General features: G+C 69.8%; 23 protein-coding genes. 18 read left to right on the top strand and 5 right to left on the bottom strand.

Annotation, left to right across the window (positions count from 1 at the left end; all coding sequences use genetic code 11):
- Positions 1-44 precede the first annotated feature (44 nt).
- Together P2Q00_RS08330 and P2Q00_RS08325 are read right to left on the bottom strand one after the other, a co-directional pair.
- Complete coding sequence (locus P2Q00_RS08330; RefSeq protein ID WP_275771035.1) at positions 45-968, bottom strand: ABC transporter ATP-binding protein; 924 nt, start codon at positions 966-968, stop codon at positions 45-47.
- An 11-nt stretch (positions 969-979) separates the two neighbouring features.
- On the bottom strand, positions 980-1,828 hold the full coding sequence (locus P2Q00_RS08325) for an AAC(3) family N-acetyltransferase (RefSeq protein ID WP_275771033.1): 849 nt from the start codon (positions 1,826-1,828) through the stop codon (positions 980-982).
- 171 nt (positions 1,829-1,999) lie between these two features.
- Between P2Q00_RS08325 and P2Q00_RS08320 the strand changes: the two genes are divergently transcribed.
- The 8 genes from P2Q00_RS08320 to P2Q00_RS08285 are packed head-to-tail and all read left to right on the top strand — an operon-like array spanning position 2,000 to position 8,571.
- Entirely contained in the window at positions 2,000-2,752 is a 753-nt protein-coding gene (locus P2Q00_RS08320) for a helix-turn-helix transcriptional regulator (protein ID WP_275771031.1), read from the top strand.
- Complete coding sequence (gene sufB / locus P2Q00_RS08315; protein WP_275771029.1) at positions 2,749-4,173, top strand: Fe-S cluster assembly protein SufB; 1,425 nt, start codon at positions 2,749-2,751, stop codon at positions 4,171-4,173. The genes P2Q00_RS08320 and sufB overlap by 4 nt, the downstream gene beginning before the upstream one ends.
- Before the next feature lie 59 nt (positions 4,174-4,232).
- Complete coding sequence (gene sufD, locus P2Q00_RS08310) at positions 4,233-5,414, top strand: Fe-S cluster assembly protein SufD (RefSeq protein WP_275771027.1); 1,182 nt, start codon at positions 4,233-4,235, stop codon at positions 5,412-5,414.
- Positions 5,414-5,731 carry a non-heme iron oxygenase ferredoxin subunit gene (locus tag P2Q00_RS08305; protein WP_275771025.1) on the top strand — a complete coding sequence of 106 codons (318 nt, stop codon included), beginning with the start codon at positions 5,414-5,416 and terminating at the stop codon, positions 5,729-5,731. Before sufD ends, P2Q00_RS08305 begins: the two co-directional genes overlap by 1 nt.
- Before the next feature lie 7 nt (positions 5,732-5,738).
- A complete protein-coding gene (gene sufC / locus P2Q00_RS08300) occupies positions 5,739-6,503 on the top strand; it encodes a Fe-S cluster assembly ATPase SufC (RefSeq protein ID WP_275771023.1) in 765 nt (254 codons plus the stop codon).
- Positions 6,500-7,756 carry a cysteine desulfurase gene (locus tag P2Q00_RS08295; RefSeq protein ID WP_275771021.1) on the top strand — a complete coding sequence of 419 codons (1,257 nt, stop codon included), beginning with the start codon at positions 6,500-6,502 and terminating at the stop codon, positions 7,754-7,756. The genes sufC and P2Q00_RS08295 overlap by 4 nt, the downstream gene beginning before the upstream one ends.
- 18 nt (positions 7,757-7,774) lie before the next feature.
- The gene (gene sufU / locus P2Q00_RS08290; RefSeq protein ID WP_275771020.1) at positions 7,775-8,242 is read left to right on the top strand and encodes a Fe-S cluster assembly sulfur transfer protein SufU; all 468 of its coding nucleotides are present in this window, start codon (positions 7,775-7,777) and stop codon (positions 8,240-8,242) included.
- Positions 8,239-8,571 carry a metal-sulfur cluster assembly factor gene (locus tag P2Q00_RS08285; protein ID WP_275771019.1) on the top strand — a complete coding sequence of 111 codons (333 nt, stop codon included), beginning with the start codon at positions 8,239-8,241 and terminating at the stop codon, positions 8,569-8,571. The genes sufU and P2Q00_RS08285 overlap by 4 nt, the downstream gene beginning before the upstream one ends.
- Before the next feature lie 96 nt (positions 8,572-8,667).
- Here the strand turns inward: P2Q00_RS08285 and P2Q00_RS08280 are convergent, their stop codons facing one another.
- Entirely contained in the window at positions 8,668-9,501 is an 834-nt protein-coding gene (locus tag P2Q00_RS08280) for an AbfB domain-containing protein (protein ID WP_275771018.1), read from the bottom strand.
- Positions 9,502-9,712: 211 nt separating this feature from the next.
- On the opposite strand from P2Q00_RS08280, the gene P2Q00_RS08275 reads away from it, so the two are divergent.
- The 4 genes from P2Q00_RS08275 (at position 9,713) to P2Q00_RS08260 (ending at position 12,592) form a co-directional block, all read left to right on the top strand.
- On the top strand, positions 9,713-10,033 hold the full coding sequence (locus P2Q00_RS08275; RefSeq protein WP_275771017.1) for a DMT family transporter: 321 nt from the start codon (positions 9,713-9,715) through the stop codon (positions 10,031-10,033).
- The gene (locus P2Q00_RS08270) at positions 10,033-10,584 is read left to right on the top strand and encodes a TetR/AcrR family transcriptional regulator (RefSeq protein WP_275771016.1); all 552 of its coding nucleotides are present in this window, start codon (positions 10,033-10,035) and stop codon (positions 10,582-10,584) included. The genes P2Q00_RS08275 and P2Q00_RS08270 overlap by 1 nt, the downstream gene beginning before the upstream one ends.
- Before the next feature lie 312 nt (positions 10,585-10,896).
- Entirely contained in the window at positions 10,897-11,886 is a 990-nt protein-coding gene (gene dapD / locus P2Q00_RS08265) for a 2,3,4,5-tetrahydropyridine-2,6-dicarboxylate N-succinyltransferase (protein ID WP_275771014.1), read from the top strand.
- Between the two features lie 277 nt (positions 11,887-12,163).
- The gene (locus P2Q00_RS08260) at positions 12,164-12,592 is read left to right on the top strand and encodes a hypothetical protein (protein ID WP_275771012.1); all 429 of its coding nucleotides are present in this window, start codon (positions 12,164-12,166) and stop codon (positions 12,590-12,592) included.
- Between the two features lie 32 nt (positions 12,593-12,624).
- Here P2Q00_RS08260 and P2Q00_RS08255 read toward each other — a convergent pair whose 3' ends face one another.
- The gene (locus P2Q00_RS08255) at positions 12,625-13,128 is read right to left on the bottom strand and encodes a hypothetical protein (protein ID WP_275771009.1); all 504 of its coding nucleotides are present in this window, start codon (positions 13,126-13,128) and stop codon (positions 12,625-12,627) included.
- 117 nt (positions 13,129-13,245) lie between these two features.
- On the opposite strand from P2Q00_RS08255, the gene P2Q00_RS08250 reads away from it, so the two are divergent.
- Together P2Q00_RS08250 and P2Q00_RS08245 are read left to right on the top strand one after the other, a co-directional pair.
- Complete coding sequence (locus P2Q00_RS08250; RefSeq protein ID WP_275771007.1) at positions 13,246-13,815, top strand: SigE family RNA polymerase sigma factor; 570 nt, start codon at positions 13,246-13,248, stop codon at positions 13,813-13,815.
- The gene (locus P2Q00_RS08245) at positions 13,812-15,029 is read left to right on the top strand and encodes a YncE family protein (protein ID WP_275771006.1); all 1,218 of its coding nucleotides are present in this window, start codon (positions 13,812-13,814) and stop codon (positions 15,027-15,029) included. The genes P2Q00_RS08250 and P2Q00_RS08245 overlap by 4 nt, the downstream gene beginning before the upstream one ends.
- 4 nt (positions 15,030-15,033) lie before the next feature.
- Here the strand turns inward: P2Q00_RS08245 and dapA are convergent, their stop codons facing one another.
- Positions 15,034-15,930 (bottom strand): 4-hydroxy-tetrahydrodipicolinate synthase, encoded by an 897-nt coding sequence (dapA, locus tag P2Q00_RS08240; RefSeq protein ID WP_275771003.1) that lies wholly within the window; start codon positions 15,928-15,930, stop codon positions 15,034-15,036.
- A gap of 166 nt (positions 15,931-16,096) precedes the next feature.
- On the opposite strand from dapA, the gene P2Q00_RS08235 reads away from it, so the two are divergent.
- From P2Q00_RS08235 to P2Q00_RS08220, 4 genes are all read left to right on the top strand, one after another.
- Positions 16,097-16,231, top strand: a complete 135-nt coding sequence (locus tag P2Q00_RS08235; RefSeq protein WP_275771002.1) for a hypothetical protein — start codon at positions 16,097-16,099, stop codon at positions 16,229-16,231.
- Positions 16,228-16,920 (top strand): hypothetical protein, encoded by a 693-nt coding sequence (locus tag P2Q00_RS08230; protein ID WP_275771001.1) that lies wholly within the window; start codon positions 16,228-16,230, stop codon positions 16,918-16,920. Before P2Q00_RS08235 ends, P2Q00_RS08230 begins: the two co-directional genes overlap by 4 nt.
- Positions 16,921-16,982: 62 nt before the next feature.
- On the top strand, positions 16,983-17,294 hold the full coding sequence (locus P2Q00_RS08225; protein WP_275771000.1) for a DUF3618 domain-containing protein: 312 nt from the start codon (positions 16,983-16,985) through the stop codon (positions 17,292-17,294).
- A gap of 78 nt (positions 17,295-17,372) precedes the next feature.
- Entirely contained in the window at positions 17,373-17,969 is a 597-nt protein-coding gene (locus P2Q00_RS08220) for an ArsR/SmtB family transcription factor (RefSeq protein ID WP_275770999.1), read from the top strand.
- The last annotated feature ends 6 nt before the right edge of the window (positions 17,970-17,975 follow it).

The raw sequence follows: 17,975 nt of genomic DNA, 5'->3' as shown, positions 1-17,975 counted from the left end.
AGGCGCCGCGCCGGGCTTCGGCGAGTACGTACCGGTGGCCGTGGTCACGAGCGCAGCTCCTTGCCTGTGAGCTCCAAAAACACGTCTTCGAGGGTGTGCCGCTCCACCGAGATCCTGTCCGGCATCACCCCGTGCTGGGCGCACCAGGACGCCACCGTCGCCAGCAGCTGCGGGTCGACCTTGCCGACGACCCGGTACGAGCCCGGTGTCAGCTCCGCCGCCGAGCAGTCCGCGGGGAGCGCCTTGAGGAGGGAGCCCACGTCCAGGCCGGGGCGGCCGGTGAAGCGCAGCGTGTTCTCGGCGCCGCCGCGGCACAGCTCCTCCGGGGAGCCCTGGGCGATGACCCGGCCGGCGTCGATGATCGCGACATCGTCGGCGAGCTGCTCGGCCTCGTCCATGTAGTGCGTGGTGAGGATGACCGAGACGCCGTCGTTGCGCAGGTCGCGGACCAGGTCCCAGGTGGCGTGGCGGGCCTGCGGGTCGAGGCCGGCGGTCGGCTCGTCCAGGAACACCAGTTCCGGGCGTCCGACGACGGCCATGGCGAGGGCCAGGCGCTGCTGCTGGCCGCCGGAGAGACGGCGGTAGGTCGTACGGCCGCAAGAGCCGAGGCCGAGCCGCTCGATCAGGGCGTCCACGTCCAGAGGATTGGCGTGCAGTTTCGCCACGTGCCGCAGCATCTCGTCCGCCCGCGCGCCCGAGTAGACGCCGCCGGACTGCAGCATCACGCCGATACGCGGATGCAGCCGGCGGGCCTGCCGCACCGGGTCGAGGCCGAGGACGCGCACCGTGCCGGAGTCCGGCCGACGGTAGCCCTCGCAGGTCTCGACGGTGGTTGTCTTGCCCGCGCCGTTCGGGCCGAGTACGGCGGTCACGCCCGCCCTGGCCACCAGGTCGAGGCCGTCCACAGCGGTTTTGGTGCCGTACCGCTTAACCAGGGCCTGAACCTGGACCACGGGCTCACTTCGCATGGGTCCAGAGTCTAGGTACGGGGTCGGCGGCCCGGACCGGCGGGTGCAGGATCTCCACTCAGGGGCAGTTCCTCCTCCCGGGACCGGTGCAGCGCCAGCCACCGCTCCGCATACGCCACCGCGTCCGCCACGGGAAAGAGCCGGGCGTCGGCCGCGCCCACCGCGCCGCGTACGACGGGGCGGTCCCGCTCGAAGTCGTACCCCAGCTCCTCGAACCGTTCGGAGCTGATCGACACCTCGGTCACCACCTCCCAGCCCACCGGGCCGGGCCGCCCCACCTTCACGAGCGGCGACGGTATGCGGTACTCGGCCAGGTGGAAGCTGGTGCAGCTGTCGTAGCCGGCGCCCAGCAGAAGCACCCGGGCGCCCAGGGACTCCAGCCGCGCCAGCGGGCTGCGCTCGCCGAGCCGGCAGTCGGGCGCGTGGCCGTCGACGATCTCCGCCGCGCGCGGGCCGAGTGCCGCGAAGGACGTCTGCGGGTGGGCGCTGCGCCGGGCGCCCGGCCAGGTGCGCACGGTCTCCGGGAGCACGCCGACCCCGCGCGACGGCGTGACCAGCGGGTCGTAGGCGGGCATGGCGACCCGTATCCGCTCCCACCACTCCTCGGGCACCGGCGGGTTCCCCCACACCGCCGGGTCCGAGAGATCGCCGGTCTGGGTCGGGACGACCAGCGTGCCCTTCGGCCCGAGCGCGTCGAGCAGTCCCTGGACGACCGCGACGGGGCCTCCGCAGACCCACCCGAGGCTGCTGAGCGAGGAGTGCACGAGGAGGATCTCGCCGGGCTCGACGCCCAGCCTGTGCAGTTGTGTGGCGACCGTGTCGCGAGTGACAAGAGGGCCGGTCGGAGGGGGTGTCGGCATGGTCCGGGAGTGTTCCGGAAGGCGTCCGGCGGCGCCACCGAATTGGCCCCGTCTGATCGATCAAAGATCGTTTTCGCAGGTCAGGTTAGGTGTGCCTAAGTGACGCAGGGCACCGTCCGGTGGGTGGAACGCGGCTTGCCCGGCCCTGAGGAATTACGCAACAATGGCGTTGTGAAAAACGTCGGCGAGGCTCTGGAGACCCCCCAGGGGGTGCACCAGGAAGAGCACGCGACCGGTGAGCGTTCGACGCGGAACCGGGTCGCGCGGTCCATCCTGGACCACGGGCCGTCGACCGTCACCGAGCTGGCCGGACGGCTGGGGCTCACCCCCGCGGCCGTACGACGTCATCTGGACGCACTGGTCGCCGACGACGTCGTGGAGGCCCGGGAGCAGCGTGTGTACGGCGCGCGGACGCGCGGCCGTCCCGCCAAGGTCTTCGCGCTCACCGACTGCGGCCGCGACGCCTTCGACCAGTCGTACGACAAGCTCGCCGCGGACGCCCTGCGCTGGATCTCGGAGCGCTTCGGCGGGGACGAGGCGGTCGTCGCCTTCGCGCGCGCGAGGATCGCCGAGCAGGCCGCCGCCTACCGCAAGGCGATCGAGGCCGCCGCCCCCGAGGAGCGCACCGAAGCCCTGGCCAAGGCGCTGAGCGCGGACGGGTACGCTGCTACGGCGCGCAGCGCCCCCCTCCCGCAAAAAGGTGAGCAGCTCTGCCAGCACCACTGCCCGGTGGCCCATGTCGCGGAGAAGTTCCCGCAGCTGTGCGAGGCGGAGACCGAGATCTTCTCCCAGCTGCTCGGCACACACGTCCAGCGGCTGGCGACCATCGCGCACGGCGACGGCGTCTGCACGACGTTCATCCCAAAGATTTCCCAAGCCACTCATCACGCAACTGCAAGCACCGCCGGGAGGAACCCAGCATGACGCTCCCCATCGAGGAGACTGCCCACCCTGAGCTCGAGGGTCTGGGCAACTACGAATACGGCTGGGCCGACTCCGACGAGGCCGGTGCCTCTGCCAAGCGCGGCATCAACGAGGACGTCGTCCGGGACATCTCCGCCAAGAAGAACGAGCCGGAGTGGATGACCAAGCTCCGTCTCAAGGGCCTGCGCCTGTTCGAGAAGAAGCCCATGCCGAACTGGGGCTCGGACCTCTCCGGCATCGACTTCGACAACATCAAGTACTTCGTGCGCTCCACGGAGAAGCAGGCGGAGTCCTGGGAGGACCTGCCCGAGGACATCAAGAACACGTACGACAAGCTCGGCATCCCGGAGGCGGAGAAGCAGCGCCTCGTCGCGGGCGTCGCGGCCCAGTACGAGTCCGAGGTCGTCTACCACCAGATCCGCGAGGACCTGGAGGAGCAGGGCGTCATCTTCCTGGACACCGACACCGCCCTGAAGGAGCACCCCGAGCTCTTCAAGGAGTACTTCGGCACGGTCATCCCGGTCGGCGACAACAAGTTCGCTTCGCTGAACACCGCGGTGTGGTCCGGCGGCTCCTTCATCTACGTGCCGAAGGGCGTGCACGTGGAGATCCCGCTCCAGGCCTACTTCCGTATCAACACGGAGAACATGGGCCAGTTCGAGCGGACGCTGATCATCGTCGACGAGGACGCCTACGTCCACTACGTCGAGGGCTGTACGGCCCCGATCTACAAGTCGGACTCCCTGCACTCCGCGGTCGTCGAGATCATCGTGAAGAAGGGCGCCCGCTGCCGCTACACGACCATCCAGAACTGGTCGAACAACGTCTACAACCTGGTCACCAAGCGCGCCGTGGCGTACGAGGGCGCGACCATGGAGTGGATCGACGGCAACATCGGCTCCAAGGTGACCATGAAGTACCCGGCCGTCTACCTGATGGGCGAGCACGCCAAGGGCGAGACCCTGTCCATCGCCTTCGCGGGCGAGGGGCAGCACCAGGACGCCGGCTCCAAGATGGTCCACATGGCGCCGAACACCTCCTCCAACATCGTCTCGAAGTCCGTGGCGCGTGGTGGCGGTCGTACGTCCTACCGCGGTCTCGTCGAGATCGGCGAGGGCGCCCACGGCTCCAAGTCGAACGTGCTGTGCGACGCGCTGCTCGTCGACACCATCTCCCGCTCCGACACGTACCCCTACGTGGACGTCCGCGAGGACGACGTGTCCATGGGCCACGAGGCGACCGTCTCCAAGGTCAGCGACGACCAGCTCTTCTACCTGATGAGCCGGGGCATGACCGAGTTCGAGGCGATGGCGATGATCGTGCGCGGCTTCGTCGAGCCCATCGCCAAGGAGCTCCCGATGGAGTACGCGCTGGAGCTCAACCGGCTGATCGAGCTGCAGATGGAAGGCGCGGTCGGCTGACGCCCGCCCCCGACAGCAGCCAGCAATTTCTGACGTAGGAAGAGAGCAGACCGACAGCCATGGCTGAGGCTCAGAACATTCCGGTGGGGTCCACCACCGCCGGCCAGATCGCGGTGGCCGCCGAGTCGACCGTCGCCACGCGCATGAGCGCGCCCCCGTCCTTCGACGTGGCGGACTTCCCGGTCCCGCACGGCCGCGAGGAGGAGTGGCGGTTCACCCCGCTGGAGCGCCTGCGCGGGCTGCACGACGGCACCGCCGTCGCCACCGGCGAGGGCGTGAAGGTCGCCGTCGAGGCCCCCGAGGGCGTCACCGTCGAGCTCGTGGACCGTGACGACCCGCGCCTCGGCAAGGCCGGCACCCCCGTGGACCGCATCGCCGCCCAGGCGTACTCGGCGTTCGAGAAGGCCGGCGTGGTCACCGTCCCCAAGGAGACGGTCCTCACCGAGCCGATCCGCATCGCCGTGCACGGCGAGGGCGGGGTCGCCTACGGCCACCAGGTCGTCGAGCTCGGAGCCTTCGCCGAAGCCGTCGTCGTCATCGACCACACCGGTGACGCGGTGCTCGCCGCCAACGTCGACTACATCCTGGGCGACGGCGCCAAGCTGACCGTCGTCTCCGTCCAGGACTGGGACGACAAGGCCGTGCACGTGGCCCAGCACAACGCCCTCATCGGGCGGGACGCCACCTTCAAGTCGTTCGTGGTCACCTTCGGCGGCGACCTCGTACGCCTGCACCCGCGCGTCGCCTACGCCGGGACCGGCGGCGAGGCCGAGCTCTTCGGCCTGTACTTCACGGACGCGGGCCAGCACCAGGAGCACCGCCTCCTGGTCGACCACAACACCCCGCACTGCAAGTCGAACGTCGCCTACAAGGGCGCGCTCCAGGGCGAGGCCGCCCACGCGGTGTGGATCGGCGACGTCCTCATCGAGGCCAAGGCCGAGGGCACGGACACGTACGAGATGAACCGCAACCTGGTTCTGACCGACGGCGCCCGGGTCGACTCCGTGCCGAACCTGGAGATCGAGACCGGCGAGATCGTCGGCGCCGGCCACGCGAGCGCGACCGGCCGCTTCGACGACGAGCAGCTCTTCTACCTGATGGCCCGCGGCATCCCGGCCGACGAGGCCCGTCGCCTGGTGGTCCGTGGCTTCTTCGCCGAGCTGGTCCAGCAGATCGGTGTCGACGACATCCAGGAACGCCTTCTCGTGAAGATCGACGAGGAGCTGGAGGCCACGGTCTGATGGCTTTCGTACGCGCCTGCGGGCTGAGCGAGCTGGAGGAGGACACCCCGAAGCGGGTGGAACTCGACGGCACGCCGGTCTCGGTCGTCCGTACCGAGGGCGAGGTCTTCGCGATCCACGACATCTGCTCGCACGCGAACGTCTCGCTCTCCGAGGGCGAGGTGGAGGACTGCCAGATCGAGTGCTGGCTGCACGGCTCCAGCTTCGACCTCCGCACCGGCAAGCCGTCCGGTCTACCCGCGACGCGCCCCGTCCCCGTTTACCCCGTAAAGATCGAAGGGGACGACGTGCTCGTCTCCCTCAACCAGGAGTCCTGAGGCACCCATGGCAACGCTTGAAATCCGAGACCTGCGCGTCACCGTCGAGGCCGACAACGCCACGAAGGAGATCCTCAAGGGCGTCGACCTGACCGTGAAGCAGGGCGAGACGCACGCCATCATGGGCCCCAACGGCTCCGGCAAGTCGACCCTCGCCTACTCGCTCGCGGGCCACCCGAAGTACACGATCACCGGCGGCACCGTGCTGCTCGACGGCGAGGACGTCCTGGAGATGTCCGTCGACGAGCGTGCCCGCGCGGGCCTGTTCCTGGCGATGCAGTACCCGGTCGAGGTCCCGGGTGTGTCGGTCTCCAACTTCCTGCGCACCTCCGCCACCGCCATTCGCGGCGAGGCCCCCAAGCTGCGTACCTGGGTGAAGGAGGTCAAGGAGGCCATGGAGCGCCTCAACATGGACCCCGCCTTCGCCGAGCGCAACGTCAACGAGGGCTTCTCCGGCGGTGAGAAGAAGCGCCACGAGATCCTCCAGCTCGAACTGCTCAAGCCGAAGGTCGCGATCCTGGACGAGACGGACTCCGGTCTGGACGTCGACGCGCTCCGCATCGTCTCCGAGGGCGTCAACCGCGTCCGTGAGACGGGCGAGGTCGGCACCCTGCTGATCACGCACTACACGCGCATCCTGCGCTACATCAAGCCCGACTACGTCCACGTCTTCTCCGGCGGTCGCATCGTCGAGTCCGGCGGCGCCGAGCTCGCCGACAAGCTGGAGGACGAGGGCTACGAGGCATACACGAAGGGCGGCGCATCCGCGTGACACAGCTGCCGGGCCTCCTCGACACAGAGGCGATCCGCAAGGACTTCCCCATCCTGGACCGTCAGGTCCACGACGGGCAGAAGCTCGTGTACCTGGACAACGCGGCGACCTCGCAGAAGCCGCGCCAGGTGCTGGACGCCCTGAACGAGTACTACGAGCGCTACAACGCCAACGTCCACCGCGGTGTGCATGTGCTCGCCGAGGAGGCCACGGCGCTGTACGAGGGCGCGCGGGACAAGGTCGCGTCGTTCATCAACGCGCCCAGCCGCGACGAGGTGATCTTCACCAAGAACGCCTCCGAGTCGCTCAACCTCGTGGCGAACATGCTCGGTTGGGCCGAAGAGCCCTACCGCGTGGACCACGAGACCGAGATCGTCATCACGGAGATGGAGCACCACTCCAACATCGTGCCGTGGCAGCTGCTGTCGCAGCGCACGGGCGCGAAGCTGAAGTGGTTCGGCCTCACCGACGACGGCCGTCTCGACCTCTCCAACATCGACGAGATCATCACGGAGAAGACGAAGATCGTCTCCTTCGTGCTGGTGTCGAACATCCTCGGCACGGTCAACCCGGTCGAGGCGATAGTCCGCCGCGCCCAGGAGGTCGGTGCGCTGGTCTGCATCGACGCCTCGCAGGCCGCCCCGCACATGCCGCTGGACGTCCAGTCGCTGCAGGCGGACTTCGTGGCCTTCACCGGCCACAAGATGTGCGGCCCGACCGGCATCGGCGTCCTCTGGGGCCGTCAGGAACTCCTGGAGGACCTGCCTCCGTTCCTGGGCGGCGGCGAGATGATCGAGACGGTGTCGATGCACTCCTCGACCTACGCCCCGGCACCCCACAAGTTCGAGGCGGGCACCCCGCCGATCGCGCAGGCGGTGGGCCTGGGCGCGGCGATCGACTACCTGTCCGCGATCGGCATGGACAAGATCCTCGCCCATGAGCACGCGCTGACGGAGTACGCGGTCAAGCGCCTGACCGAGGTCCCGGACCTGCGGATCATCGGCCCGACCACGGCCGAGGACCGGGGCGCGGCGATCTCCTTCACGCTCGGCGACATCCACCCGCACGACGTGGGCCAGGTCCTCGACGAGCAGGGCATCGCGGTCCGTGTCGGCCACCACTGCGCGCGGCCCGTCTGCCTGCGCTACGGAATTCCTGCGACCACGCGAGCGTCGTTCTATCTGTACTCCACGCCGGCCGAGATCGACGCTCTGGTCGACGGACTGGAGCACGTACGGAACTTCTTCGGCTGAGGGACGTGAGCTGAGACAGTGAAGCTGGACTCGATGTACCAGGAAGTCATCCTGGACCACTACAAGCACCCGCACGGGCGTGGTCTTCGGGATGGCGACGCCGAGGTGCACCACGTGAACCCGACGTGCGGCGACGAGATCACCCTGCGGGTGAAGTACGACGGCACGAAGATCGAGGACGTCTCGTACGAGGGCCAGGGCTGCTCGATCAGCCAGGCCTCGGCCTCCGTCCTGAACGAACTGCTGGTCGGCAAGGAGCTGGCGGACGCCCAGAAGATCCAGGAGACCTTCCTGGAACTGATGCAGTCCAAGGGCCGGATCGAGCCGGACGACGCGATGGAGGAGGTGCTGGAGGACGCGGTCGCGTTCGCCGGTGTCTCCAAGTACCCGGCCCGGGTCAAGTGCGCCCTCCTCAGCTGGATGGCGTGGAAGGACGCGACGGCCCAGGCCCTGGGCGGAGCCGACGCCGAAAGGAAGACGGCATGAGCGAGACCGTTGAGATGAAGCCGGCCTCGGAGGAAGAGATCCGCGAGGCGCTGTACGACGTCGTCGACCCCGAGCTGGGTATCGATGTCGTCAACCTCGGCCTGATCTACGGCATCCACATCGACGACGCGAACATCGCGACGCTCGACATGACGCTGACGTCGGCGGCCTGCCCGCTGACGGACGTCATCGAGGACCAGGCCAAGTCCGCCACGGACGGCCTCGTCAACGAGCTGCGCATCAACTGGGTCTGGATGCCGCCGTGGGGACCGGACAAGATCACGGACGATGGGCGGGAGCAGCTTCGGGCGCTCGGGTTCAACGTCTGAGGTCCACCCACCGGTCCATCCACTGGTTGAAGCACTGGCTGAACCACTGCTTGAAGAGAACGGCGACGTCCTGAGGGCGTCGCCGTTCTCGTGTCCTCAGGACAGGCCGTCCACGAACCGGAACGCCGAATCCGCCCGGTAGAGGTCGCTGTTCTGGTAGGGATCCAGCTTCAGCTGGAAGTTCTGGTGTCGCAGGAAGCGACCCGGATAGTTCACCGACTCCAGCATGACCGCTCCCGAATAGGCGGAGGCGCGGGGGCAGAAGGTCGCGTCCTGCTTGAAGAGGCCCGAGCCGTCGTTGCGTTCGGAGCGGAGCAGGAAGTTGCGGTGGCGCAGGTATGTGCCGTCGTGCGCGGCGAAGGAGTAACAGGAGCTGTCCGCCAGGCCCTTGACCACCTTGAAGGTGGCGTCCTGCCGGGCAGAGGCCGAGGCGATCGGGTCGAGCTTCACGTAGTCGCCGCTGATGTGCCAGTAGCGGTCGGGGTAGTTCACCGAGCGGACGGACCTGTAGGTGGCCGCCGGCTTCGGGTCGCTCGGTGAACTCGCTTGGGACGTGGGCGACTTGGACGGCTCGGTGCCGCCGGTCGTCGCGGAGCCGTGCGGACGCGGCGCGGCAGACGTGCTGGTCCCCGCGGACGACGGGCCGCTCTTCCCGGCGGGTGTTGTGACGCCGTTCGCGGACGGGGTGGCGAAGGAGATCAGGCCGGGGGCGGTTTCGCCGATGGCGGTCGACGGGATCCCGGATGCCTGTGACGGTTCGTCAGAATCCTTGTCCATCACGGCTATTGCCGTCGCGCATGCGACGACCGTCGCCAGGGCCAGTGCGCCGGCCAGCCAGAGTCTTCGGGTTCCGGGGGCCCTGGATGTGTCGGGGGTCCAGCCGTTCTCCCAGGGGCGGTTCCGGGGCGGCTCGGGGGTGGTTTCTGGCATGCGCTGTTCCTCCAGCGGCGCCCGAGGCGGCGGCCGGGGATGTGAGGGTGGGGTGAGTGAGCGGTGAAACCCTAGTGGAGCTGAGGGAATGCCGGGAGGCGTTTGCAGCGAGCGGTTTCCGTGAATGTTGAACCTCCTCATACGGAACGCCGGACTACGCATCCGGCGCTGGTGGCATCCGGTGCAAGCGCCGTTATGTACACTCGTACGCATGGCATTCCTCATTCTCCTCGCGGCCATCGGCGCCGAGGTGGGCGGCACCACCGCCATGAAGTTCAGCCACGGCTTCAGCCGGCTGTGGCCGACGGTGCTGACGCTCGTCGGATACGGCCTCTCCTTCGCCCTGCTCGCCCAGACGCTGAAGACCATGTCGGTCGGCACGGCCTACGCGATCTGGGCCGGCCTCGGCACCGCGGCGATCGTGGCGATCGGGACGCTGTTCCTCGGGGAGGGGATGACCGTCCAGAAGGCTGTCGGCATCGCGCTGATCATCGTGGGGGTCGTGGTGCTCAATCTGGGGGGCGCGCACTGATGGCCCGCCGCTACGACCCCGACCGGCGCCAGCGGATCATCGACGCGGCGATCCGGGTGGTGGGGGAGAAGGGCCTGGCCGGCCTGAGCCACCGCTCGGCCGCCGCCGAGGCGGACGTACCGCTCGGCTCGACGACGTACCACTTCAAGACCCTCGACGAGCTGATGGTCGCCGCGCTGCGGCAGGCGAACGAGGGCTTCGCCAAGGTGATCGCCTCGCGCGGCGGCCTGGAGGATCCGAGCACCGACCTGGCCGCCGAGCTGGCCGGCTGGATGGGCGACTGGCTGGCGGGCGACCGGACCGGCGTGGAGCTGGAGTACGAGCTGTATCTCGCGGCCCTGCGCCGCCCCGCGCTGCGGCCGGTCGCCGCCGAGTGGGCCGAGGCCCTCGCCGACTGCCTGGCCCCCCGCACGGATCCGGTCACGGCACGCGCACTGGTCGCACTGATGGACGGCATATGTCTGCAGGTGCTGCTCACGGGGGTCGCGTACGACGAGGAGTACGCGCGTGAGGTGCTGGCGCGGGTGATTCCCCCGGGCCGGGGCGCCTGACTGCGGCGAGGGTCTGTCCGGCGGATCAGGTCGGCTGTGGGGGAACGGCGCTTGTCGGCCACCCCGAGCGGGGTCATGGGGGCGCCCCCTTTAGGGGAGCGCGTCCCCAGCAACAGCCCCCGCTCGGGGCGAGCGCACCGCCGTTGTGGCAGTGGGGGAGTGCGTGCCAGGCCCCGCGGCGGGCGAGCTGGTCCGCCGGACAGGCCTGGTGTCATGTCCTGGCCCGCCGCCCGTGCTGAGATACCGCCCGGCTCCTGAGACGTCCGCCCGGCTGGTTGGCCTGGGTGCCCCCCGGCCGGTTAGGTTGCCCTCATGACCGACACGACTGCTCCTCGTACCACCGGCGCCGTGGCCGCCGGGCTTGCCACGATCGCCGCCGACGGCACTGTTCTCGACACCTGGTTCCCCGCGCCCGGGCTGAGCGAGGAGCCCGGCCCGTCCGGCACCGAGCGGCTGTCCGCCGAGAAGGCCGCGGAACTGCTCGGCGAGGGTGCGGCGAAGGCGATCGGCCGGGACGCCCGCCGGGGCGTCGAGGTGGTCGCGGTGCGCACGGTCATCTCCACGCTCGACGCGAAGCCGATCGACGCGCACGACGTCTATCTGCGCCTCCACCTCCTCTCGCACCGGCTGGTCAAGCCGCACGGCCAGAGCCTGGACGGCATGTTCGGCTTCCTCGCCAACGTCGCCTGGACCTCGCTCGGCCCGGTCGCCGTCGACGACGTCGAGAAGGTGCGGCTCAACGCCCGCGCCGAGGGCCTGCACCTCCAGGTGACGTCGATCGACAAGTTCCCGCGCATGACGGACTACGTCGCCCCGAAGGGCGTCCGCATCGCCGACGCCGACCGCGTGCGGCTCGGTGCGCACCTCGCCGAGGGCACCACCGTGATGCACGAGGGCTTCGTCAACTTCAACGCGGGCACGCTCGGCACGTCCATGGTCGAGGGCCGTATCTCCGCGGGTGTCATCGTCGGCGACGGCTCCGACATCGGCGGCGGCGCCTCCACCATGGGCACCCTCTCCGGCGGCGGCAACGTCATCATCTCCATCGGCGAGCGCTGCCTGATCGGCGCCGAGGCGGGCGTCGGTATCGCGCTCGGCGACGAGTGCGTGGTGGAGGCCGGGCTGTACGTCACCTCGGGCACCCGCGTGACCATGCCCGACGGGCAGATCGTCAAGGCCCGTGAACTCTCCGGCGCCTCCAACATCCTCTTCCGCCGCAACTCGGTCACCGGCACGGTCGAGGCCCGCCCGAACAACGCGGTCTGGGGCGGTCTGAACGAGATCCTGCACAGCCACAACTGATCACCGGCGGCCGCGGCCGCCGAACTTGCACACCCCGAAGGGGGGCGTAACGTCAGTTATGCCCCCCTTACGGCATTTCCTGGGTCGCTGCCGCACCCAGGACGCCTCCGTGCCCCCGAGGCGCCGCCAGAGGGAGGTGGCGGACTTGATCGGGAACGACGTCGCGGGGCCGGTCACGGGCACCCGCAGAAGTATGGCCGGGTATCCGGCCGACGCCTTCGGGCACATCTACACTTCGAATTGCGCTGCGAATGAGGCGATTCCCATGCGACGAGGCATGCGACGAAGCGCACTGTTCCTCCTTCCCGCTGCGACGGCGATGACCGCGGTGTCGCTGCTTGCGGGGCCTGCCTACGCAGGCAGCCCGCACTTCATCAACAACGCCACCTCCGCGACCCGGTCGGGCGACACGCTGACCGTCAACGGCAAGGAGGCCGGGCTCGGCGACGAGGCGCAGATCCACGTCGTCCTGAGCGCCACCGGCCTGTGCATCAACGGCGGCGGCCACCACCCGCACGCGGTCAACAAGGCGTCCTTCAACGCCGCGGGCGACTTCCCGGTGCAGAACGGCAAGGCCGACTTCACACTGTCGGTGACGGCCGTCTTCCAGCCGTCGTGCAGCCCGCCGATGACCGTTGCGTTCACCGACGTCTCGCTCATGGACACCACCAACGGCATCACCCTCAACATCCCCGGCACTTTCTGACGGTGCCGCAGGCATGAGGCCGCCCGTCGGCCTCATGCCCTCATGGCCGCCGCGAACTCCGCCAGCGCGGCGAAGTCCTCCTCGCGCAGCCCCAGCCGCGGGCTGACATGGTGCAGGAGCGCCGGCGCCGGGTGCGCCGCGGCCACGAACTCCTCGTCCGCCGGGCCCTGTTCGTCGTCCACCCAGGCGAAGGGGCGGCCCTCGGCGTACCGCACGATCGCCTCCGTCTTCCAGTGCACCCCGTCCGGGCGGAAGGCGAAGAGAGCTTCGCCGAAGTCGACGTACGGCAGTTCGGGCAGGCCGACGACGGGGGCGATCCAGCGGTTGGCGGCATCCATCCATGTCGTGGCCCAGCACAGGTCGTAGTCGAGGGCGAGCAGGGCCGGGCCGTGGGAGGGGTTCAGCCAGACCCGCAGGGGCCGGCCGGGGTGCAGGGCCACCCTGACCGTCGTGTAGCCCTCGGGGCGTCGTTCCGGCTTTGCGGCCCACGGGTTGAGCGGGCCGTCGACGTCGAGGAAGAGCAGGGGGCGGCTCACAGCAATAACGTACGGAAAAATTCTTCGTCCAGCAGGCATAGCGGCGCGCGGCCGTACACGTCACAAGGGGCACAGGGGCGGGGCACGGAGGCAGCCGCCGGGGAAGAGAAGGTGACGATGAATGCCGAAGGGCTGGAGAGCTTCCGCGAGTTCGTGGACAGCAGGTCGTCGGCGCTGCTGAAGACGGCCGTGCTGCTCAGCGGGGGAGATCAGCACGCCGGCGAGGACCTGCTGCAGAACGCGCTCGTCAAGGCGGCGGGGAAGTGGCAGCGGATCGACGAGCCCGAAGCGTATGTACGCCGGATCCTGTACCGACAGCAGGTCAGCCGCTGGCGGCTGAAGTGGCGCAGACGCGAGGTCAGCGTCGCCGAACCGCCCGAAGCCGGCCCGCGGTCCGCGCACTCCGGTGACTCGGCCGCCGCGGCCGAGCTGCGCGTCGTGATGCGGGAGGCGCTCGCCCGGCTCACCGCCCGCCAGCGCACCGTCCTGATCCTGCGCTACTTCGAGGACCTGCCGGAGGCCGACGTGGCCCGTCTGCTGGGCTGCTCCGTCGGCACCGTACGCTCCACCACCCACCGCTCGCTCGCCCGGCTGCGCATCCTGGCGCCGGAGCTGGCCGTGCTCGGCCCGGCGGACGCCGAGCAGCAGCCGTCCCGTGACTACTCGCCCGTGGAGGTGCGGCCGTGAACGTCGACGAACTCGTGCGCGACGCCCTGCGCGAGCAGGCAGGCGAACAGACTGCCGCCGGGCCGGGGTTCGCCGACCGGGTGCTGGCCCTGCACCGGCGCCGCCGCACCCGCCGCCTCGCGACCGTCGCCGCAGCGACGGCTGCCGTGGTCGCCGTCGCCGTGGCGGTACCGCTGCTGGACTCCGGCAAGAGCGACACTCGCCCCTCCGGCGTCACCGAGCAGCACGGCATCCACCCCCACCCCACCCAGTCGCCGCCGCGCGACCTGATCTCGGCCGGGGAAACGGCCCTCGCCGCCTACTACATCCCGAAGACCGTCAAGCAGTCGCCCAAGCAGGCCGTCTCGCAGCGCACTTACTGGCTGCTCGACCCGAAGACCGGCAAGTACGTGAAGGACACCCGCTGGTCCTACGTCGCGGTGGCCCCCGGCATGAAGGCCGCCGCTGTCCTGGAACGCACCCTGCCCGCCGCCCGGATCGGCCTGCTCGACCTGGCCACCGGCAAGGTCGCACGGTGGATCCTGGTCGACCACGGGGTGGCCGGGCTCGCGTTCTCGCGGGACGGAAAGAAGCTCGTCGCGACCACCTACGGCAAGAACCCCGACCTGCGGGTCAAGATGCAGGGCTCCAAGAGCTGGGACTCCGAGCAGACATCGAGCCGCACCGGTTTCTACGTCTTCGACGTGACCACCGGCAAGGGCTCCTGGAGCGAGGTCAAGCTCGGCGGCGACCCGAACAACCCGATGGGCGGCGGTTTCCTCAACGCCCGCCAGGACTTCGCCTTCAGCCACGACGGCAGACACGTCTGGGCCGGCAATCCCATGGGCGACATCGGCAAGCAGTTCTACGAGCCCTCCGGCGCCGAGATCTCCGTACCGGCGAACGAGAAGTATGTGGACTGGTTCGTCGACGCGTACAAGTCGCCGAGCGGCAGGCTCGTCGCCGGGGACTTCGCGGGCAAGAAGTGGGAGACGTCCTCCTATGTCATCGACGCCGTCACCGGCGCGAAGACCGAGGTGCACGGGCAGCAACTGCTTGCCTGGGTCGGGGAGAAGTCGCTGATCGCCTGGGACATCATTCCGGGCAGCAACGAGTTCCACCAGCAGCTCGTGCTGGTCACCATCGGCAGCAACAAGGAGGTGCCGCTCAGCGGCTTGCGGATGGGCAACGACGGGGACGCCGGACGCTGGGAGCCCGTCTTCGCCGAGTACTGACCGGTCAGCCGGCCACGCACTCCTCGTAGGCCGCCAGCAGCCCGTCGACCGCCTCGCGGCCCGCGGGCCGCAGCGGAGCACGGACCGGGCCCGCGGGCAGGCCGAGTTCGCCCAGGAGCGCCTTGGCGGTGACGGTGCCGGGCAGGCCCGCCGCCATCATCAACTCGATGAGCGGCGTGGCGCGTTGCTGGAGGCGGGCGGACACGGGGGTGTCGCCCGCCTCCAATGCGTCGATGACCGCGCGGAGTTGCTCCGGCACGACGTTCGCGACCGTGCTGATGTAGCCCGCGCCGCCCACCGCGGTCAGGGCGAGGTTGTGTTCGTCGCAGCCCGCGTAGTAGGCCAACTCCGTGCGGGACAGCACCTTTTGGGCGCCGAGGAAGTCGTAGGAGCAGTCCTTGACCGCCACGATCCGGGGGTGCTCGGCGAGCCTGATCACCGTGTCGGGCTCGATGCGGGTGCCGGTGCGGCCCGGGATGTCGTACAGCACGACCGGCAGTCCGGACGCGTCCGCGACCGTCCGGAAGTGCTCCTCCAACGCGTCCTGCGGAGGCCTGCTGTAGTACGGGCTGACCACCAACACGGCGTCTGCGCCCGCCTTTTCGGCCTCCCGGGCGAGCTCCACGGTGTGCCGGGTGTCGAAGGTGCCGACGCCCGTCACGATCGACGCCCGGCCGTCCACCGCCTCCCGCACCGCCTCGACGAGCGCCGCCTTCTCGGCGTCCGTGGTGGTCGGCGACTCGCCCGTCGTACCGGAGAGCACCAGACCGTCGCACCCCCGGGAGACCAGGTGGTCGGCGAGCCGCTGGGCCCCGTCCAGATCGAGCGCGCCCTCCTCGGTGAAGGGCGTGATCATCGCGCAGAGGGCGCGGCCGAAAGGGGTCGGGGCGTCAATTGTCATGTTCTCAGTCTCGGCGGACCGACAGTGAAGCTCCACTTAATTCTTCTACGAGATATTGATTAGCGTTGCTGTGATGCGGTCGGCCAGGGCAAGGCCCTATGTCCATTTCGCCCGCCATGGGTCAGCATGGTCGTGACGGTCATCGGCATCGGCCCATGGAGGCGTCATGAAGCTCGGCAAGGCACTGGCCACCGGAGTCGCGGAGGAGCAGCCGCGGATCCATGAGGAAGAGCTCGAACTGCCCGAGGAGACCCAGGACGTCGAGGCGTCCGCGCCCGAAGAGGTTCCGGCGGCCCGATGAGACTGCGGCTTCCGGAGGAACGCCCGACGGAGCCGCCGACCGGATACAAGATCGCCCACCCGGTGCTGTCGCAGGACGGCACCCGGGGCGGGTTCACCGGTGTGTCGCTCGGCGGAGCGCTGCCGTACGGCGTCCTGGCCGATGCGTCCTGCGTCTACGGACTGCGCCACAAGGCGCCGCACCGCCGCTGTGACTGCGGCTTCCACTGCGTGCACGACCGCGCGGCGGCCGAGGCGCTGCTGTGCACCGCCGAGCACCGGGCGGCCGTCCTGCTGGAGGTCACCGTGCTCGGCCGCTACCTCCGCTTCGAGCGCGGCTTCCGCTACGCCCGCCAGCGGGTACGGACCGCCACCGTCGGCCCCTGCGCGTGCGGCACGGCCGCCGTGGCACTGGCCGACGCCGACTGGGGCCGACCGGGCTGGCGCGCGCTGGCCCCCTCCTGCCCGGGCTGCGTCCGCGGCCGTACGTCCCTCTCGCTCGCCGGGTTCGCGCGGCTGGCCGGGGAGGGGCTGCGAGTGGTGGCAGGCAGCGGCGACGCGCTGCCGTCGGCGGGCCTCGCGGCGCCGGAAGGGCTCGGCGTGCCCGAACTCGTCGCCGAGGCGGCCCTGTTGCAGGCGCGGCTCGACTGGTTCCAGACCCAGCTCGGCCGGCTCGGCGAGCACGGGCCGGGCGGTGGCCGGCAGGGATAGCGGGGGCCGGCAGGGGTACCCGGCGTGTTGGTCTGGGGGGCGCTCAGGGAAAGGAGCCACCGATGACTGACAGGACATCGCGCAGCCAACTCGGCGAAACCGTGGAGGAGTTGGCGGCCAGGATGGATGTGAAGGGGCGTGCGCAGGCCCGGGCGGCCGACCTCAGGGACAAGGCGGGCGCAATGACCGTGCAACTGCGCAGCACTGCCGCGCAGGCCGGTCACGCCGCGCACGAGCGGGCCGCGCACGCCGGTCACAAGATCCACGACGGGGCGGCCGGCACGGTGGCGGTACGGCATCCGCGGCCCGCGCTGGTCGTCGGTGCGGTGGTGGCCGTGGCCGCGGTCGTGGCGTGGAGGTACGCCAAGCGATAAGCGGCACCATGTGTCCACCGTCCCACCGAAAACTAAAGCCGTCTGGACAAAAAAAGTTTTCGGTGGGACGGTGGACGCATGCTGGACGTGACCGTGATCGAGGACCCCGAGGCCGCCGCCGTCTCCCTGGACCCCATAAGGGCCAGACTGCTCGCCGAGCTGGCGGCCGGACCCGCGTCGGCGGCGATGCTGGCCGGCCAGGTCGGCCTACCGCGGCAGAAGGTGAACTACCACCTCAAGGCGCTGGAGCGGCACGGCCTGGTCGAGCTGGCCGGGGAGCGCCGCAAGGGCAATGTCACCGAGCGGCTGATGCGGGCGACCGCGGCGTCGTACGTGATCTCGCCGCTCGCGCTCGCCGCCGTGCAGCCGGACCCGGACCGCTTCCGCGACCAGCTCTCCGCGCGCTGGCTGCTCGCGCTCGGCGCCCGCCTGGTGCGGGACGTCGGCTCGCTGATCACCGGTGCGGCGAAGGCCCGCAAGCGGCTGGCCACGTATGCGCTGGACGGCGAGGTCCGCTTCGGCTCGGCCGCCGACCGGGCCGCGTTCATCCAGGAGCTGACGGCCGGTGTCACCGCGCTGATCCAGAAGTACGACTCCCCCGATGCGGAGGAGGGGCGTGACCACCGGATCGTCGTGGCCGTCCATCCCACCCTCAAACAGACCGAGTTGGAATAGTCAGGA

This window comes from Streptomyces coacervatus, assembly GCF_029223485.1.
Lineage (GTDB): Bacteria > Actinomycetota > Actinomycetes > Streptomycetales > Streptomycetaceae > Streptomyces > Streptomyces coacervatus.
Note: the sequence above shows the minus strand (reverse complement) of the source record. Positions and strands in the feature narration are given on the sequence as shown.

Excerpts from the sequence above, each read along its gene's own strand:
- P2Q00_RS08330 (WP_275771035.1), bottom strand. The coding sequence starts at position 968 with ATGCGAAGTGAGCCCGTGGTCCAGGTTCAGGCCCTGGTTAAGCGGTAC.
- P2Q00_RS08285 (WP_275771019.1), top strand. The coding sequence starts at position 8,239 with ATGAGCGAGACCGTTGAGATGAAGCCGGCCTCGGAGGAAGAGATCCGC.
- P2Q00_RS08280 (WP_275771018.1), bottom strand. The coding sequence starts at position 9,501 with ATGCCAGAAACCACCCCCGAGCCGCCCCGGAACCGCCCCTGGGAGAAC.
- P2Q00_RS08220 (WP_275770999.1), top strand. The coding sequence starts at position 17,373 with ATGCTGGACGTGACCGTGATCGAGGACCCCGAGGCCGCCGCCGTCTCC.
- P2Q00_RS08305 (WP_275771025.1), top strand. The coding sequence starts at position 5,414 with ATGGCTTTCGTACGCGCCTGCGGGCTGAGCGAGCTGGAGGAGGACACC.
- P2Q00_RS08230 (WP_275771001.1), top strand. The coding sequence starts at position 16,228 with ATGAGACTGCGGCTTCCGGAGGAACGCCCGACGGAGCCGCCGACCGGA.
- P2Q00_RS08260 (WP_275771012.1), top strand. The coding sequence starts at position 12,164 with ATGCGACGAAGCGCACTGTTCCTCCTTCCCGCTGCGACGGCGATGACC.
- sufC (WP_275771023.1), top strand. The coding sequence starts at position 5,739 with ATGGCAACGCTTGAAATCCGAGACCTGCGCGTCACCGTCGAGGCCGAC.
- P2Q00_RS08225 (WP_275771000.1), top strand. The coding sequence starts at position 16,983 with ATGACTGACAGGACATCGCGCAGCCAACTCGGCGAAACCGTGGAGGAG.
- P2Q00_RS08270 (WP_275771016.1), top strand. The coding sequence starts at position 10,033 with ATGGCCCGCCGCTACGACCCCGACCGGCGCCAGCGGATCATCGACGCG.
- P2Q00_RS08275 (WP_275771017.1), top strand. The coding sequence starts at position 9,713 with ATGGCATTCCTCATTCTCCTCGCGGCCATCGGCGCCGAGGTGGGCGGC.
- dapD (WP_275771014.1), top strand. The coding sequence starts at position 10,897 with ATGACCGACACGACTGCTCCTCGTACCACCGGCGCCGTGGCCGCCGGG.
- P2Q00_RS08235 (WP_275771002.1), top strand. The coding sequence starts at position 16,097 with ATGAAGCTCGGCAAGGCACTGGCCACCGGAGTCGCGGAGGAGCAGCCG.
- P2Q00_RS08250 (WP_275771007.1), top strand. The coding sequence starts at position 13,246 with ATGAATGCCGAAGGGCTGGAGAGCTTCCGCGAGTTCGTGGACAGCAGG.
- sufB (WP_275771029.1), top strand. The coding sequence starts at position 2,749 with ATGACGCTCCCCATCGAGGAGACTGCCCACCCTGAGCTCGAGGGTCTG.
- dapA (WP_275771003.1), bottom strand. The coding sequence starts at position 15,930 with ATGACAATTGACGCCCCGACCCCTTTCGGCCGCGCCCTCTGCGCGATG.
- sufD (WP_275771027.1), top strand. The coding sequence starts at position 4,233 with ATGGCTGAGGCTCAGAACATTCCGGTGGGGTCCACCACCGCCGGCCAG.
- P2Q00_RS08325 (WP_275771033.1), bottom strand. The coding sequence starts at position 1,828 with ATGCCGACACCCCCTCCGACCGGCCCTCTTGTCACTCGCGACACGGTC.